We start from the raw sequence: 14,186 nt of genomic DNA, 5'->3' as shown, positions 1-14,186 counted from the left end.
GCGGAGCCGACCACGCTGATAGCGCGGTTAGCAAATTCGGGTAATGACATTTTCCCCTCGGTATAGATCAAGCTTGACATACTTCTTACCGGCTCGCCAGAGTGGCAGATCCGTCAGGCGTGGACATCGATCACGACGCGGCCCAGGGTCCGTCCGGCGAGGATCCGGTCGGCCAGGGCGTGGATGTCGGAGAGGGGTTCGACCGTGGTGAGGGAGTCGAGACGGGAGAGCGGAAGGTCGGCGCCGAGCCGGTGCCAGGCGCGGTCGCGGCGGTCGGCCGGGCACCTCACCGAGTCGATCCCGAGCAGGGAGACCCCGCGCAGGATGAAGGGCAGCACCGTCGCGGGCAGGTCGTTGCCGCCGACGAGTCCGCACGCCGCGACCGAGCCTCCGTACCCGGTCTGGGCGAGAACCGTCGCCAGGGTCTGGCCGCCCACCCCGTCGATCGCGCCCGCCCAGCGCTCCTTGTCCAGCGGACGGCCCGCCGTCGCCAGGTCAGCCCGGTCGACGAGCGTCGTCGCGCCGAGTCCGCGCAGGTAGTCGTGGAGCTCCGGCCGGCCCGTCGAGGCGGCCACCCGGTATCCGAGCCCGGACAGCAGCAGCACCGCGACGCCGCCCACGCCGCCGCCCGCGCCGGTGACGAGGACCTCGCCGCCGTCCGGGCGCAGCCCCGCGTCCTCCAGGGCGAGCACGCACAGCATCGCGGTCAGCCCCGCCGTCCCGACGGCCATCGTCTGGCGCAGCGTCATCCCCGAGGGCTTCGCGGTGACCATCCGGGACGGCACCCGCTGCCGGGTCGTGTATCCGCCGGGCCTGGTCTCCGACAGCCCCCACCCGGTGACGAGGACCTCCTGTCCCGGCGCGAAGGCCGGGTCGGCCGAGGCGGACACGGTCCCGGCGAGGTCGATCCCGCAGGTCATCGGCAGCGACCGGGCGATCTTCCCCCTGCCGGAGACCGCGAGCCCGTCCTTGTAGTTGAGGGAGCTGTAGCGGACGTCGATGGTGACCTCGCCGTCCGGCAGGTCGGCGTCGGTGAGGTCGACGCGCTCGGCGGGACCCTTGCCGGTCAGGACGATCGCGGGGTGGACGCTCATGGCGCTCTCTCCTCCCGGGGCCTTGCGGTCCCGCTATGTTCTTATCTTTTTAATAATGGCACAATAGCCCCGCCCACCCCTTCGCCCGGGATGGAGGTGACCGGTATGCCCTCCGAACTGCACGGTCCCGCGCTGGAGACGCTCCAGCTCGCCCGGCTGCCGATGACGCTCGGCGGTTTCCTCACCGACGTGGCCGAACGCCACGGCGCGCGCGAGGCCCTCGTCTTCGACGATCCGCTGCTCAACGGGGCGACCGTGCGGTGGACCTACACCGAACTCGCCGGGCGGGCGCGCGCCGTGGCGCGCGGTCTGCTGCGGACGGGGGTCAGGCCCGGCGCACGGGTCGCGATCCTCATGGCCAACCGCCCCGAGGCCGTCGCCGCGCTCTTCGGGACGGCGCTGGCGGGGGCCGTCGCGGTCCCGCTGTCGACCTTCGCCACCCGGCGGGAGCTCGGGCAGATGCTCGCGCTCGCCGAGGTGGAGACCCTGCTCATGCAGGGCCGGATGGGCGGGCGGGACCTCAGCGCGGACGTCGCCGCGCTCGACCCCGCGCCGCGGCGCGTCGTCGTCCTCGGACCTGACGACGCGCGGTCCGGCTCGACCAGCTGGGACGCCTTCCTCGCCGACGGCGCGGAAATCCCCGACCACGTCGTAGACGACGCGGCCGCGTCGGTCGGCCCGGACGATCCCGGGCTCGTGCTGTTCAGCTCGGGCACCACAGCCTCGGCCAAGGGAATGCTGCACCGCCACCGGGCCCCCGTCCTGCAGTTCTGGATCCAGGCGCGGCTCTTCGGCCGACACCCCGGCACCCGGATGTGGACGGCGCTCCCGATGTTCTGGACGGCCGGGATGAACACCGCGATGGGCGCGACGCTCGCCGCCGGAGGCTGCTGGATCATGCAGGAGGGCTTCGACGCGGGCGTGGCGCTCGGCCTGATGGCAAGGGAGCGGGCGACCGAGCCCTACACGCTCCCGCACCAGGCGAGGGCGATGGCCGAGCATCCCGACTGGCCGACCACCGACCTGTCGAGTTTGCGGTGCGTGTACGGCAAGTCGGTCTTCTCCCGGCACCCCACCGTGACCGGCGACCCCGCCTGGCAGATGCCGGTCGGCTGGGGCATGTCGGAGACCTGCGCGTTCGTCTGCGCGCACCCGTCGGACAGTTCGCGTGAGACGCTGCGCGGCAGCCTCGGCCGGCTGATGCCGGGCCAGAGCCTGCGGGTGGTCGACCCCGTCACCGGCGAGGTCCTGCCGACCGGCGAGGTGGGCGAACTCGCGGTCAAGGGCGCGACGCTCATGCTGCGTTACCTCGGGAAGGAGCCCGCCGAGTGCTTCGACGCCGACGGCTGGTTCCGCACCGGCGACACGGGCTCCGTCGACGCGGACGAGCAGGTCCACTGGTCGGGCCGCCGCACCGAGATGATCAAGACGGGCGGGGCGAACGTGGCCCCCGCCGAGATCGAGACCCAGCTGCGCGCCCATCCCGGCGTCCGGGTGGCGCGGGTGCTCGCGCTGCCCGACGAGCGGCTCGAGCAGATCCCCGTGCTCTGCCTGGAGATGGCCGACGGCGTCGCGCCCGACCCCGCCGAGGTCACCGCCTTCCTGAGGGGGCGGCTCGCCTCCTACAAGGTGCCCAAGAAGGTGTTCTTCTTCGCCCCCGGCGAGATCCCGATGACGGCCGGCGGCACGAAGGTCGTCGACGAGGCCCTGTACCCGCTCCTCTATGCCCGCCTCACAGCTCAGGAGAGCCCATGACCACCGAACAGACCCCGACGTTGGACGTGTCCGACCTCGCCCGGCACATGGGGGTGCCGATCATGCCGGGTGAGCTGAGGGAGCCCGTCACCGTCGGGGACATCCGCCGGTGGGCACAGGCCATGCACTACCCGAACCCGCTGCACTACGACGCGGCGTGGGCGGCCGAGAGCCGCTTCGGCAGGATCGTCGCGCCGCAGTCGTTCACGGTGGCCACCGACACCAGCCACGGCTGTGCGCCCGCCCAGGTCGGCCGAATCCCCGGCTCCCACCTCGTCTTCGGCGGCGACGAGTGGTGGTTCTTCGAGGCGCGCGTCGAACCCGGCGACAAGCTGCTCTGCCACCGCATGCCCTACGACTACAAGGTCGCCGAGACCTCCTTCGCCGGGCCGACCTGCTTCCAGCGGGGCGACACCCTCTACCTCAACCAGCGCGGCCAGCGGGTCGCGCTCCAGCGCTGCACCGCGATCCGCTACCAGGTCGGCGAGGCGATGAAGAAGAAGCTCTACGACGACGCCGCCGAGCCCGAGTGGACCGACGCCGAGCTGGCGAAGCTTGACGAGATCAAGGCGGGGTTCATCGACCAGATCCAGCGGCTCGGCCACGACAGGCGGCTGCTCGGCGACGTCAAGGCGGGCGACGTCCTCGCGCCGAACGTGCTCGGCCCGCACAGCCTGGCCAGCTTCACCACCGAGTGGCGTGCCTACCCCATGACGACCTGGGGCGCGATGGCCAAGGGCCCGACCTCCGTATCCGGATCCGAGCTCGGCTACACCGCCGACATGGCGGGCCGCGAGGGCGACCGCGACCTACAGCGCACCAACCCCGAACTCACCGACGGCGCATATTACGGACCCTCCCGAGGACATCTCCAGCCCCGATGGGCCAGGCAGGTCGGCATGCCGAGGGGCTACGGCTACGGCGCGTCGATGGGCGCATGGGTCCTCGACTACACCGCGGCCTGGGCTGGCGAGTGGGGCGAGATCACCCACGCCGACATCACCTACCGCGCCCCCGCGCTGACCGGGGACGCGAGCTTCCTGTCCGGGGTGGTGACGGGCGTCCGCGAGGAACGCCGCAGGGTGCACGTCGCCGACGTGGCGGTGCTCGTCGCCGACCAGAACGAGAAGGTCCTGGCGACGGGAACCGTCTCCGTCAAACTTCCCCTGTCCTGACGCCTCCGCACGACAGAACTGAGGAAACACATGCCCGTCCACTACGAACCGAACGCCCATGGCGTCGACCACGTCGTGCTCATCACCCTCGACCGGCCGGAGGCCAAAAACGCCTGCGACCTCGAGCACTTCCACCAGCTCGCGAACGCGTGGAAGCGGTTCGCCGCCGACGACGACGCCTGGGTCGCGATCATCACCGGGGTCGGCCGCGCGTTCATGGCGGGCGCGGACCTCAAGACCTACGTGCCGGAGATCACCGCCCTCGCCAAGCGCATCGAAGCGGGCGACGTGAGCACGGTCAACGGCTACTCGCTCTCGGACGGCACCGACGCCGTGCTGCGCAACTCGAAGCTGTACAAGCCGATCATCGCCGCAATCAACGGGCCCTGCGTCGCGGGCGGGATGGAGCTGCTCGGCGGCGTCGACATCCGGGTCGCCAGCGAACACGCCACCTTCGGCGTCCTGGAACCGGCCCGGGGGCTGTTCGCGGGCGGCGGCACGACGGTACGGCTCCCCCGTCAGCTGCCGTTCGCGCAGGCCATGGAGTTCCTGCTGTGCGCCGACCAGGTCGACGCCGCGCGCGCCCTGGCCATGGGCCTGGTCAACAAGGTGGTCCCCGAAGAGGCGCTGCTGGACGAGGCGTTCGACTACGCGGCCCGGATCACCAGGAACGCGCCGCTCGCGGTGCGGGCCACCAAGCGCAGCGCGCTCCAGGGGCTCGGCATGGACCTGCGCGAGGCGTACCGGAACGAGTCGCGGATCTCGAAGGAGATCTTCGCGACCGAGGACGCGAGGGAGGGGCCGCGCGCGTTCGCCGAGAAGCGCCAGCCGCGCTGGACCGGCCGATGATCACACCGTCCGACCTGCGTCTCGACGGGCTGACCGCGGTCGTCACCGGCTCGTCCCAGGGCATCGGCAGGGCCTGCGTCGACGCCCTCGAATCCTTCGGGGCCAAGGTGATCGGCCTTGACCGCGCGCCGGGCTCCACCCATCTGGTCGACGTGCGCGACGTCGAGGCCGTGACCGCGATCGCCGGGGAACTCCCGAGGGTCGACATCCTGGTCAACAACGCGGGCGGCACCTTCTGGTCCCCGTTCGAGGACCTCTCGCCCAAGGGCGACGAGGCCCTGGTCCGCAGCAACCTCCTGCAGGTCGTGTGGACCACGCGCGCGTTCCTGCCCGCCCTGCGCGCCGCCGAACTCCCCTCGGTCATCAACGTCACGAGCATCGAGGCGCACCGCGCCGCACCCGGGTTCGCGGTGTACGCCGCGGCGAAGGCAGGCGTGGCGAACCTCGCCAAGAGCCTCGCCCTCGAGCTCGCGCCGGTCCGCGTCAACAACATCGCGGTCGACGTCACCCCCACGCCGGGCGTCGGCGACCTGCCCCACGCCACGAGCCCGCTCGGCCGCAAAGGCCATGTGGACGACACCGCGGGGGCCGTCGTCTACCTCGCCGGACGCCTGTCCGGCTTCGTCACCGGAAGCACGATCCACGTCGACGGCGGCAACCACGCCGCCGCCGGCTGGCACCGCACCCCCGAAGGATGGACGACATGACGATCTCCGTCGGCCTCAGCATGCTGGTCCGCTACGACCTGCAGGCGGACGTCGCCCGGCTCGCCGACGACCTCGGCTACGACGGGCTCTGGTTCCCCGAGCACCTGATCTGGCCCGCCGACTTCGGCGGCGCCTCCCCCTACGAGGACGACGACCACCCGCCCGTCGACCCGCGCATCCCCACCTACGACGCCCTCCTGTGGATGGCCACGCTCGCGCAGGTCACGTCGCGGATCAGGCTCGGCACCTACGTCTACAACCTCTCGCTCAGACATCCCTTCGTCGCCGCCCGGGCCGTGCAGACCCTCGACGTCATCTCCGGCGGACGCGTCGACTTCGGCGTCGGCGCCGGCTGGTCGAGGGCCGAGTACGCCGCCGTCGGCGTCGACTTCGCCTCCCGGGGACGGCGCGTGGACGAGAACATCGCCGTCTGCCGGAAGCTGTGGACCGACGATCCCGTCAGCCACAAGGGCGAGTTCTACGCGTTCGATCCCGTCCATTTCCTGCCCAAACCCCCGCAGGGCCGGGTCCCGATCCTCATCGGCGGCGTCTCGAACGCGGCGCTGTCCCGCGCGGCCCGGCTCGGCGACGGCTGGATCGGCATGCGCCACTCGCCCGCCGACATCGCCGCCAAGCGCGCCCGGCTCGGCGAGGACGTCACGATCGTTACCGGCGCGCACATCCGAACTGTCGAAGACCTGCGCGCCTACGAGGCCGCCGGGGCCGACCGCGTCATCGTCGTCCCCTGGCGGCGCAGCACCGACGCGCTGACCTCGATCCGCTCCTTCGCCGAGGAGATCCTCCAGCCCGCCAGAACCGAGGGCCTTCTCACGACCGACCCCGCCTGACGCACCGCCGGGTTGTCGAAGCTCGGGGTTGTGCTGACCTTTATGAGCGGGGCGCGGTTGTTGGGCGTTACCAGGTGATTGTGGCTGCGATGGGGAGGTGGTCGCTGGGGGTGGCGGGGAGGGTTCGCGAGGTCGTCAGGGTCAGGGTGCGGGTGAGGATTTCGTCGGCGCGCACCACGGGGAAGGCGGCCGGCCAGGTGAAGCCGAATCCCTGACCGGCTGTTTTCTGGGCGGGGCGCATTTGGGAGGTGATCGGGGCGAGGGCGCGGTCATCGGTGGTGCCGTTGAGGTCGCCCAGGAGGATCACGCGGTCGTTCTGTTCTGCGGCGATGGCCTTTCCCAGGGCCTCTACGCCGATGTTCCTGGAGCCCGTCCAGAAGCCTGATTTGGGGGTCAGCCGCACGGACCCGAGGTGGGCGACGAATACCGTCAGCGTGCCGTTTTCTGTGGTCACGGTCGTGCGCAGGGCTCGGGTTTCGAGTGAGTTCCTGTCGGGTGGGAGGGAGGTTTTCAGTGGGCCATAGTTCATGATGTCGATCGGCTGGGTGTCGGACAGCGGGAGTTTGCTCCACAGGCCGACCGTGCCCAGGACCGCGTGGTGCGGATATGTGCTTCCCAGCTCTTTCCTGTAGGTGTCCGTCGTTTGGGGGGTCAGTTCCTCCAGGGCCAGGAGGTCGGCTCCGAACGCGGCAAGGGCGCGGGCGGTGCCGACGGGGTCGGGATTGGCCGCGCCGACGTTGTGGGTGGCCACGGTGAGGTCGGCGTCCGGGTGGGACTTGTCGACGAGCAGCCCGCCGAACAGGCACGTCCACACCACGAGCGGCAGGAGCAGCGCGACCACCGCAGAGGCGGAACGACGCCACAGCGACCCGGCCAGCAGCACCGGAATACCGAGGCCGAGCCAGGGGAGGAAGGTCTCCACGAGGCTGCCGAGGTTCCACGGGCGGTTCGGGATCTGCGCGTGCGCCAGCATGAGCAGGCCGAGCAGCAGCGCCAGCGCGGTCGGCACCGGGCCGCGCCGCCAGGGCTCCGGCCGGGAGGCGGCGAGGACGGCCCGGCGGGCGCGGCCGACGCCGGGAGGCCGGTGGATCTTGCGGGACGCGTCTCGCGTCGGGGCCGGTGGTTGAGGCATCCGGACAGTCAAACCGACGTGAGGTCGCCAGGGCGTATGGGATTTCCGATACGCGGGCGATATGTAACGGCTCGTAGCATCGACGTATGCGTGTGCTGATCGTCGAGGACGAACCACTTCTCGCGGAGGCCATCCGCGCCGGCCTGCGGCTCGAGGCGATCGCGTCCGACGTAGCGGGCGACGGCGACACCGCGTGGGAACTGCTGTGCGTCAACGCCTACGACATCGCCGTCCTCGACCGCGACATCCCCGGGCCGTCGGGTGACGAGATCGCCAGGCGCGTCATCGCCTCCGGCAGCGGGATGCCCATCCTGATGCTCACCGCGGCCGACCGTCTCGACGACAAGGCCGCGGGGTTCGAGCTCGGCGCGGACGACTACCTGACCAAGCCGTTCGAACTCAGGGAGCTCGCGCTCAGGCTCAGGGCGCTCGACCGCAGGCGCGCACACCACAGGCCGCCCACCCGGGAGCTCGCCGGCCTGCGGCTCGACCCGTTCCGCAGGGAGGTCTACCGGGACGGGCGCTATGTCGCGCTGACCCGGAAGCAGTTCGCCGTGCTCGAGGTCCTCATCGCCGCCGAGGGCGGTGTCGTCAGCGCCGAGGAGCTGCTCGAGCGGGCGTGGGACGAGAACGCCGACCCGTTCACCAACGCCGTGCGCATCACCGTCTCGGCGCTGCGCAAGCGTCTTGGCGAACCGTGGATCATCGCCACGGTGCCGGGCGTCGGCTACCGCGTCGACACGCGGCCGGACGCGGAACGTGGATAGGGCACCCGGGCTGAGCGTCCGGCTCAAACTGACCCTCAGCTACGCCGGATTCCTCATGCTCGCGGGCGCGCTGCTGCTCGCCGCCGTGTGGATCTTCATCCTGCGTCACCTGCCCGACTACACGAGCGTCCCGGGGGGCGTGCTCGTCCGCTCGACCCTCCTGCACGACTTCGCGTCGGCCGCGGGCGCGGTGCTGCTCGTCCTGCTGGTCTTCGGCCTCGCGGGCGGGTGGCTGCTCGCCGGCCGGATGCTCGCCCCGCTGTCCCGCATCGCGGACGCCACCCGCCTTGCCACGCACGGGTCGCTCTCCCACCGCATCCGGCTCCCTGGCCGCAGCGACGAGTTCCGCGAGCTCGCCGACGTCTTCGACGGCATGCTCGCCCGGCTCGAAGCCCACGTCGCCGAACAGCGGCGGTTCGCGGCGAACGCGTCCCACGAACTGCGCACCCCCCTCGCGATCTCCAAGGCCCTGCTCGACGTGGCCCGCAACGACCCGACCCACAACACCGACGAACTCCTCGACCGCCTCCACACCGTCAACACCCGCGCGATCGACCTCACCGAGGCCCTGCTCCTGCTCAGCCGCGCCGACCAACGCTCCTTCACCCGCGAACGCGTAGACCTCTCCCTCCTCGCCGAAGAAGCCACCGAAACACTCCTCCCCCTGGCGGAAAAACGCGGCATCACCATCACCACCTCCGGCGAGGTCACCCCCACCACCGGCTCCCCCACCCTCCTCCTCCAACTGACCACCAACCTCATCCAAAACGCCATCACCCACAACCTCCCCACCCAAGGCGCCATCTGGATCACCACCACCACCCACCCCGAAACAGCGATCCTCACCATCGAGAACACCGGCGCCCCAATCCCCCCACCCCTGGCCGCAACCCTCACCGAACCCTTCCAACGCGCCACCACCCGCCTCCACACCACCGGCCTCGGCCTCGGCCTGACCATCGCCAAATCCATCACCGAGGCCCACACCGGCACCCTCACCCTCACCCCCCGCCCCACCGGCGGCCTCCACATCACCGTCGAACTACCCACAGCAAGCCCACACGCCAACAGCTCACACCAGGGATCGACCCGCGGGGTTTCTCCTAGTTAGAAATCGCACGTGAGCTGCCCTACCGAACCCAGGCTCAACTCCACGACAGCACCGCTTACCCGCGCCCGCACGGAAGTCCACTAGCACGGCCCACGCATCGCGGTGCGTCGTGCCACGGAAGTTTCCCCGGTAGAAGAGGCTCGGGTTCCCTCGGCGCGTGAGGGAACCCGGGCCGGGGCGCGGTTCGGTCAGCGGGCCAAGAGACCTCGCTGGTAGGCGCGCATGAGGCGGCGCGGGACCTGGATCCGCTCGCCGTCGACCGTCACCGGGGTGAGGGCCGGACGGTCTGCCGTCCACTGTGCCCGGCGGGTGCGGGTGTTGCTGCGGGACTTCTTGCGTTTGGGCACGGCCACGGTGGGCTCCTTACCAGCTTGACTTGGTGATGCCGGGCAGTTCGCCGCGGTGGGCCATCTCCCGGAAGCGGACGCGGGACAGGCCGAAGCGGCGCAGATGGCCGCGGGGGCGGCCGTCCACGGCGTCGCGGTTGCGCAGCCGGGTCGCACTCGCGTCACGCGGCTGACGATTCAGCTCCCGCACGGCCTCGGCCTTGATCTCCGGCGACGTGCGCGGACTGGAGATGAGCCGCTTCAACTCCGCCCGGCGGACGGCGTGCCGGGCGACGACCTCGCGACGGCGCGCGTCGGCGGCGATCTTGCTCTTCTTCGCCATCAGACCTTCTCCCCCCGGGCGCGGATACGGCGGACGGCCGCCTCGACGCCGATCTTGTCGACGGTCTTCATGCCGCGCGTCGACAGCTTCAGCTTCACCGTGCGGTTCTCGCTCGGCAGGAAGTACCGCTTGGTCTGGATGTTCGGGTCGAACCGGCGGGCGGTGCGGCGGTGGGAGTGCGAGATCCGCTTGCCGAACTGCGGCTTGGCTCCGGTGAGCATGCAGATCGCGCTCACTTGGCGGCTCCGTAGCGCTGCCGGAAGCGCTCGACCCTTCCCGCGGCGTCCAGGGTGCGGCTGCGACCGGTGTAGAAGGGGTGGCTCGCCGAGGAGACGTCCACGTCGATGACGGGATAGGTGTTGCCGTCCTCCCACACGATCGTCTTGTCACTCGTCGCCGTCGAGCGGGTCAGGAAGGCGTAGTCGGCCGACGCGTCGCGGAACACGACGGGCCGGTACTCCGGGTGGATCCCGGGCTTCATCTAGCGGTCCTCTCGGTAGATCACGTGCTTGCGAACGACCGGGTCGTACTTGCGCAGCACGAGGCGGTCGGGGGTGTTCCTGCGGTTCTTACGGGTCACGTAGGTGTGGCCGGTCCCCGCGGTCGACCTCAACTTGATCAGGGGGCGTAGTTCGTTCCGTGCCACCTTGTGTCCTTTCCGGTCTCGGGCCATGCCATAGTAATGAAAACGGTTATCATTGCAAGTGAGGTTACGCCATGACCGTCCCCGTCGTTCTTGTGGCCGGGATGCACGGGCCCGCACGGGCCGCCGTCGTCGACCGGCTGTTGCGCGAGCACGCGAACGCAGTCGCCCTGCACCACGACCTGCGCGGCATCACCGCGGGCCGGATCGTGCGCGTCGTGCGCGACTCCCGGCGCGTCGTCGAGCACACCGAGATCGACCTGGCGCACGGCTGCGTCTCATGCACCGTCCGCGAGGACCTGATCCCTCAACTCCTGCGATACGCCGTCACCGCGTCCCTGCTGGTCGTCGATCTGTGGGACTGCGTGGAACCCCGCATGGTCGCCGACGCGCTCGGGCACGCCGAGGAGTCCGTCGACCGGTTCCGGCTCACCGGCGTGCTCACCGCGCTGGACGCCGAGCACACGCCTTCGGACCTGTGCCGCGGCGACCTGCTGACGGAAGCGGGCAAGGCCGGGTCCGCGGGCGACCCCCGCTATGTGGCGGAGGTCCTGGCCCGGCAGATCGAGTACGCCACCGGCCTGGTGCTGCCCGAGCTCATGCCCGCTCCCCTGCCCGGGGTGCCAGAAGAAGACCTCGACCTGTGTCGGGAGATCCTCTCCCACCTGGCGCCCGCCACGCCCGTCAGCGCCACCGCCGACCCGCTGCCCCGCGTCACCGGCCCCGCCCTGTGCACCCGCGAACTTGCCCTCCGCGTCGACCCCGCCACGGCGCTGCTCCCCTGCGACACCCATACCGACGCCGTCGACACCATCGTCTGGCGCGCTCGCCGCCCCCTGCACCCCGCCCGGTTCTTCGACGCCGCCGACGCCCTCGCGTCCGAGACCGTCCGCAGCCGCGGCCGGTTCTGGCTCGCCAACCGCCCCGACCGCATGATCGCCTGGGACGCGATCGCCGGAGTCGTCGGCATCGCGGACGCCGGCGCCTGGCTCGCCGCGCTGCCCTCCGACGCGTGGAACGAGCTGCCCCCCGCACGCACCCTGGCCGCCGACCTCGACTGGTGCATCGAGCACGGCGACCGCGTGCAGCACCTCGTGTTCACCGGCCCCGACCTCGACCGCGTCCGCATCCATCGCCTCCTGGACGCCTGCCTGCTCGGCCCCGGCGAATCCCCCGAACCCGACGACGACCCCTTCACCGCCTTCCTCGACCTCAGGAGACCGTATGAGCCACCCGCGTGACCGCCGCGTCACCGGCGTCACCGTCCAGCAGCAGAAGCAGATCGCCACCGCCGTCAAGAACGCCCGCGAAATGGCCCTGCTCCCCTACGGCAACCGCATCTCCGCCCGCTGACCCCCCGCCCATCGCACCCGACCGGTTCCTCCGTCCGGCTACCGGCGGCCCGCTCCCCGGCGGCGCTCACCCGCCGCCGGGGTGACGGGCCTCCGGGCGGAAACGGCCGAGCGTGCGCCGGTCGGGAACCCGTCGCGGGCCGCCGATGTGGCGGAGCGGTCTTGGCTACCGCTGTGGGGAGGTGAGGTCGTCGGTGAACCAGCGGGTGGTGAGGTCGACCGTCTCCGGCAGGTGGACGGTGAAGAGCTCGAAGTGCGTCTGGGGGATCTCAACGATGTCGAGGTGTTCGATGGGGCTGAGGGCTCGGCGGGCGGTTGATGCGGGCGTGATGGCGTCGTCGGTGGCGAGGATGGCGTGGACGGTGGTCATGACGGCGTGGTCACCGGGCTTGCCCGTGCCGGCGATCATCTCGGGTGGCTGCCCGGCTGCCTGGCGCAGGGCGGCGTCTTCGAACATGCCGAGGATCTCCGGGCCGAGGATCTCCGGGCCGAGGATCTCCGGGCCGAGGATCTCCGGGCCGAGGTCGGAGGTGTCCAGGCCGGCGAAGGGTACCAGGACGACGGTCGAGCGAACCCTGGCGTCAGAGGCGGCCACGGCAAGGGCGTGACCTGACGCCGCCGAATCCCGCGGCCATCACCACCCCTGACACCGGACCGGCGGAGTGGTCGGGCAGGTAGAGATCACCCGCCAGGCGGACGCCGTTGGAGGGAAAGTACACGGCGACGACAGGGCACGGGGAGGCACAGTGGCGGATCAGCAAGAAGGCATGCGGCAGCCCCAGCAGGCCCGCAGCCAGGACTCGGCGGCGAAGGTCCTCGACGCGGCGCTCGAGATCCTGGGCAGTCAGGGTCCCGCAGGACTGACGATCGCGGCGGTCAGCGAACTCTCAGGGGTGTCCAACGGCTCGATCTACCACCGGTTCGGCGACCGTCGGAACCTCCTCGTCGCCGCCCAGGACCGGTTCCTGGCCCAGATCGAGGACACCTGGCTGTCGCGCACCGCCGCGGTCTGGGACATCCCCGACCGCGACATCCTGCTGGGGCGGATGATCGACGTGTTCTTGACCGTGTTCCCCGAAAACCGGCTGATCTTCCAAGCATTCATGCTCAGCGGCTCCGACGACCCCAACCTCCGTCAACGCGGCACCGCCAGCACCCGCAAAGCCGCACGCGAGTTCACCGCCCTGCTGATCGACCGGTTCGATGCCACCCCAGAAGCAGCGGACAGCGCCTACCGAATCCTCTGGGGCCAAGCCCTCTCCACAGCACTGTTCACCAACACCGAAGTCACCAAGACCCCCGCCACCCCCCAAACCCGCCATAAACACCTACTAAAAGCCCTCCAAGCCACAAATCACAACATAACTCAACCCCCACCAACCAACCACCAACCAACCTAAACCCTTCGCGACCTGGGGCTAATTGAAGAGGCGAAGATTCGATACCTCCGCCTGTGCGCGTCCTTCGGCTACTGCATTGCCGCGGTCGTCAGCCTCTCCCACTGTCTCACCCCCTTCAGACCGCGCCCGGTCCGATTCCTGAACCACGCACGGTTCGGAGGCATAAGCCAGGTTTATGTATCTCTTGCCCCGCAAAGCAGCCCACCCGTGCGAACGCGACGCCGGTGCCCTAATCCAGTTCGCGAACGGTTCATCCCAGTCGGGCAAGGCGTGGCGACCCGGCCGCCGAACGGGTGGCACTCGACATCGAAATGGACGCGCACAGGCGACCGCGCAACTCGGTAGTCGCCTACGCTGATCGCGCATGGCAGCTGGCCGCCACAGCCGAGCAACCCTAACCCGCAGCTAACCCACTCACGACGCTTGAACGCCTACCGGGTAACCCCGCTGGGTGCACGGGCCAAGCGACCTAGCCAAATTCGACCGGTGCCCCTACAGCAGGCAACCCCCGACCCGCGAGGCGCGGACCCATCCTGACCAACACCACGACCATCGCTCACGCACAATCCCCGCCTCCGCGGGGAACCTGCTCAGAACGTCACACAGCGCCCTGTCGGAAACCACCTCCGCCTGCGCGGAGAGAACAGCAGCTTCGCCGCCTCCCGCGTCGGCAGCCGCGGGCCA

The 14,186-nt window shown here is 70.4% G+C and carries 17 protein-coding genes and 1 pseudogene; 10 read left to right on the top strand and 8 right to left on the bottom strand.

The annotated features are described in order from the left end of the window. Positions 1-113: 113 nt before the first annotated feature. Complete coding sequence (locus R9X44_RS16875; RefSeq protein ID WP_319815123.1) at positions 114-1,094, bottom strand: MDR family oxidoreductase; 981 nt, start codon at positions 1,092-1,094, stop codon at positions 114-116. A 105-nt stretch (positions 1,095-1,199) separates the two neighbouring features. On the opposite strand from R9X44_RS16875, the gene R9X44_RS16870 reads away from it, so the two are divergent. From R9X44_RS16870 to R9X44_RS16850, 5 genes are read left to right on the top strand one after another with little or no spacing between them, the layout of a single operon-like run. Continuing rightward, positions 1,200-2,849, top strand: coding sequence for a class I adenylate-forming enzyme family protein (locus R9X44_RS16870; protein ID WP_319815122.1), 1,650 nt, complete (start codon positions 1,200-1,202; stop codon positions 2,847-2,849). Then, complete coding sequence (locus tag R9X44_RS16865; RefSeq protein ID WP_319815121.1) at positions 2,846-4,024, top strand: MaoC family dehydratase N-terminal domain-containing protein; 1,179 nt, start codon at positions 2,846-2,848, stop codon at positions 4,022-4,024. The genes R9X44_RS16870 and R9X44_RS16865 overlap by 4 nt, the downstream gene beginning before the upstream one ends. Before the next feature lie 30 nt (positions 4,025-4,054). After that, positions 4,055-4,873: an enoyl-CoA hydratase-related protein gene (locus tag R9X44_RS16860; protein WP_319815120.1), complete on the top strand. Its 819-nt coding sequence runs from the start codon at positions 4,055-4,057 to the stop codon at positions 4,871-4,873. Next, positions 4,870-5,580: an SDR family oxidoreductase gene (locus R9X44_RS16855; protein ID WP_319815119.1), complete on the top strand. Its 711-nt coding sequence runs from the start codon at positions 4,870-4,872 to the stop codon at positions 5,578-5,580. The genes R9X44_RS16860 and R9X44_RS16855 overlap by 4 nt, the downstream gene beginning before the upstream one ends. Continuing rightward, positions 5,577-6,428, top strand: coding sequence for an LLM class F420-dependent oxidoreductase (locus R9X44_RS16850; RefSeq protein WP_319815118.1), 852 nt, complete (start codon positions 5,577-5,579; stop codon positions 6,426-6,428). Before R9X44_RS16855 ends, R9X44_RS16850 begins: the two co-directional genes overlap by 4 nt. Before the next feature lie 67 nt (positions 6,429-6,495). Here the strand turns inward: R9X44_RS16850 and R9X44_RS16845 are convergent, their stop codons facing one another. Next, positions 6,496-7,560 carry an endonuclease/exonuclease/phosphatase family protein gene (locus R9X44_RS16845; protein WP_319815117.1) on the bottom strand — a complete coding sequence of 355 codons (1,065 nt, stop codon included), beginning with the start codon at positions 7,558-7,560 and terminating at the stop codon, positions 6,496-6,498. An 86-nt stretch (positions 7,561-7,646) separates the two neighbouring features. On the opposite strand from R9X44_RS16845, the gene R9X44_RS16840 reads away from it, so the two are divergent. Together R9X44_RS16840 and R9X44_RS16835 are read left to right on the top strand one after the other, a co-directional pair. Continuing rightward, positions 7,647-8,327, top strand: coding sequence for a response regulator transcription factor (locus R9X44_RS16840; protein WP_319815116.1), 681 nt, complete (start codon positions 7,647-7,649; stop codon positions 8,325-8,327). Beyond that, on the top strand, positions 8,320-9,438 hold the full coding sequence (locus R9X44_RS16835; RefSeq protein ID WP_319815115.1) for a HAMP domain-containing sensor histidine kinase: 1,119 nt from the start codon (positions 8,320-8,322) through the stop codon (positions 9,436-9,438). Before R9X44_RS16840 ends, R9X44_RS16835 begins: the two co-directional genes overlap by 8 nt. Before the next feature lie 188 nt (positions 9,439-9,626). Here the strand turns inward: R9X44_RS16835 and rpmF are convergent, their stop codons facing one another. From rpmF to rpmG, 5 genes are read right to left on the bottom strand one after another with little or no spacing between them, the layout of a single operon-like run. Then, entirely contained in the window at positions 9,627-9,791 is a 165-nt protein-coding gene (gene rpmF, locus R9X44_RS16830; RefSeq protein WP_319815114.1) for a 50S ribosomal protein L32, read from the bottom strand. Positions 9,792-9,801: 10 nt separating this feature from the next. After that, positions 9,802-10,107, bottom strand: a complete 306-nt coding sequence (gene rpsN / locus R9X44_RS16825) for a 30S ribosomal protein S14 (protein ID WP_319815113.1) — start codon at positions 10,105-10,107, stop codon at positions 9,802-9,804. Then, a complete protein-coding gene (rpmB, locus tag R9X44_RS16820) occupies positions 10,107-10,343 on the bottom strand; it encodes a 50S ribosomal protein L28 (RefSeq protein ID WP_319815112.1) in 237 nt (78 codons plus the stop codon). The genes rpsN and rpmB overlap by 1 nt, the downstream gene beginning before the upstream one ends. Then, complete coding sequence (locus tag R9X44_RS16815; protein ID WP_319815111.1) at positions 10,340-10,588, bottom strand: type B 50S ribosomal protein L31; 249 nt, start codon at positions 10,586-10,588, stop codon at positions 10,340-10,342. Before R9X44_RS16815 ends, rpmB begins: the two co-directional genes overlap by 4 nt. Further along, entirely contained in the window at positions 10,589-10,753 is a 165-nt protein-coding gene (rpmG, locus tag R9X44_RS16810) for a 50S ribosomal protein L33 (RefSeq protein WP_319815110.1), read from the bottom strand. Positions 10,754-10,824: 71 nt separating this feature from the next. Between rpmG and R9X44_RS16805 the strand changes: the two genes are divergently transcribed. Further along, positions 10,825-11,991, top strand: a complete 1,167-nt coding sequence (locus R9X44_RS16805) for a CobW family GTP-binding protein (RefSeq protein ID WP_319815109.1) — start codon at positions 10,825-10,827, stop codon at positions 11,989-11,991. After that, positions 11,987-12,103: pseudogene (rpsR, locus tag R9X44_RS16800) on the top strand (30S ribosomal protein S18); the annotation flags it as partial. The gene R9X44_RS16805 and the pseudogene rpsR, both read left to right, overlap by 5 nt. A 165-nt stretch (positions 12,104-12,268) precedes the next feature. Here rpsR and R9X44_RS16795 read toward each other — a convergent pair. Then, entirely contained in the window at positions 12,269-12,697 is a 429-nt protein-coding gene (locus tag R9X44_RS16795; protein WP_319815108.1) for a hypothetical protein, read from the bottom strand. A gap of 172 nt (positions 12,698-12,869) precedes the next feature. Between R9X44_RS16795 and R9X44_RS16790 the strand changes: the two genes are divergently transcribed. Continuing rightward, positions 12,870-13,502 carry a TetR/AcrR family transcriptional regulator gene (locus R9X44_RS16790; RefSeq protein WP_319815107.1) on the top strand — a complete coding sequence of 211 codons (633 nt, stop codon included), beginning with the start codon at positions 12,870-12,872 and terminating at the stop codon, positions 13,500-13,502. Positions 13,503-14,186: the final 684 nt, after the last annotated feature.

It is taken from the genome of Actinocorallia sp. A-T 12471, from assembly GCF_033875155.1.
GTDB lineage: Bacteria > Actinomycetota > Actinomycetes > Streptosporangiales > Streptosporangiaceae > Actinocorallia.
The sequence above is the reverse complement of the archived record's forward strand: the minus strand, read 5'-3'. Positions and strand labels throughout refer to the sequence as shown.

Excerpts from the sequence above, each read along its gene's own strand:
- R9X44_RS16875 (WP_319815123.1), bottom strand. The coding sequence starts at position 1,094 with ATGAGCGTCCACCCCGCGATCGTCCTGACCGGCAAGGGTCCCGCCGAG.
- R9X44_RS16870 (WP_319815122.1), top strand. The coding sequence starts at position 1,200 with ATGCCCTCCGAACTGCACGGTCCCGCGCTGGAGACGCTCCAGCTCGCC.
- R9X44_RS16865 (WP_319815121.1), top strand. The coding sequence starts at position 2,846 with ATGACCACCGAACAGACCCCGACGTTGGACGTGTCCGACCTCGCCCGG.
- R9X44_RS16860 (WP_319815120.1), top strand. The coding sequence starts at position 4,055 with ATGCCCGTCCACTACGAACCGAACGCCCATGGCGTCGACCACGTCGTG.
- R9X44_RS16855 (WP_319815119.1), top strand. The coding sequence starts at position 4,870 with ATGATCACACCGTCCGACCTGCGTCTCGACGGGCTGACCGCGGTCGTC.
- R9X44_RS16850 (WP_319815118.1), top strand. The coding sequence starts at position 5,577 with ATGACGATCTCCGTCGGCCTCAGCATGCTGGTCCGCTACGACCTGCAG.
- R9X44_RS16845 (WP_319815117.1), bottom strand. The coding sequence starts at position 7,560 with ATGCCTCAACCACCGGCCCCGACGCGAGACGCGTCCCGCAAGATCCAC.
- R9X44_RS16840 (WP_319815116.1), top strand. The coding sequence starts at position 7,647 with ATGCGTGTGCTGATCGTCGAGGACGAACCACTTCTCGCGGAGGCCATC.
- rpsN (WP_319815113.1), bottom strand. The coding sequence starts at position 10,107 with ATGGCGAAGAAGAGCAAGATCGCCGCCGACGCGCGCCGTCGCGAGGTC.
- R9X44_RS16815 (WP_319815111.1), bottom strand. The coding sequence starts at position 10,588 with ATGAAGCCCGGGATCCACCCGGAGTACCGGCCCGTCGTGTTCCGCGAC.
- R9X44_RS16805 (WP_319815109.1), top strand. The coding sequence starts at position 10,825 with ATGACCGTCCCCGTCGTTCTTGTGGCCGGGATGCACGGGCCCGCACGG.
- R9X44_RS16790 (WP_319815107.1), top strand. The coding sequence starts at position 12,870 with ATGCGGCAGCCCCAGCAGGCCCGCAGCCAGGACTCGGCGGCGAAGGTC.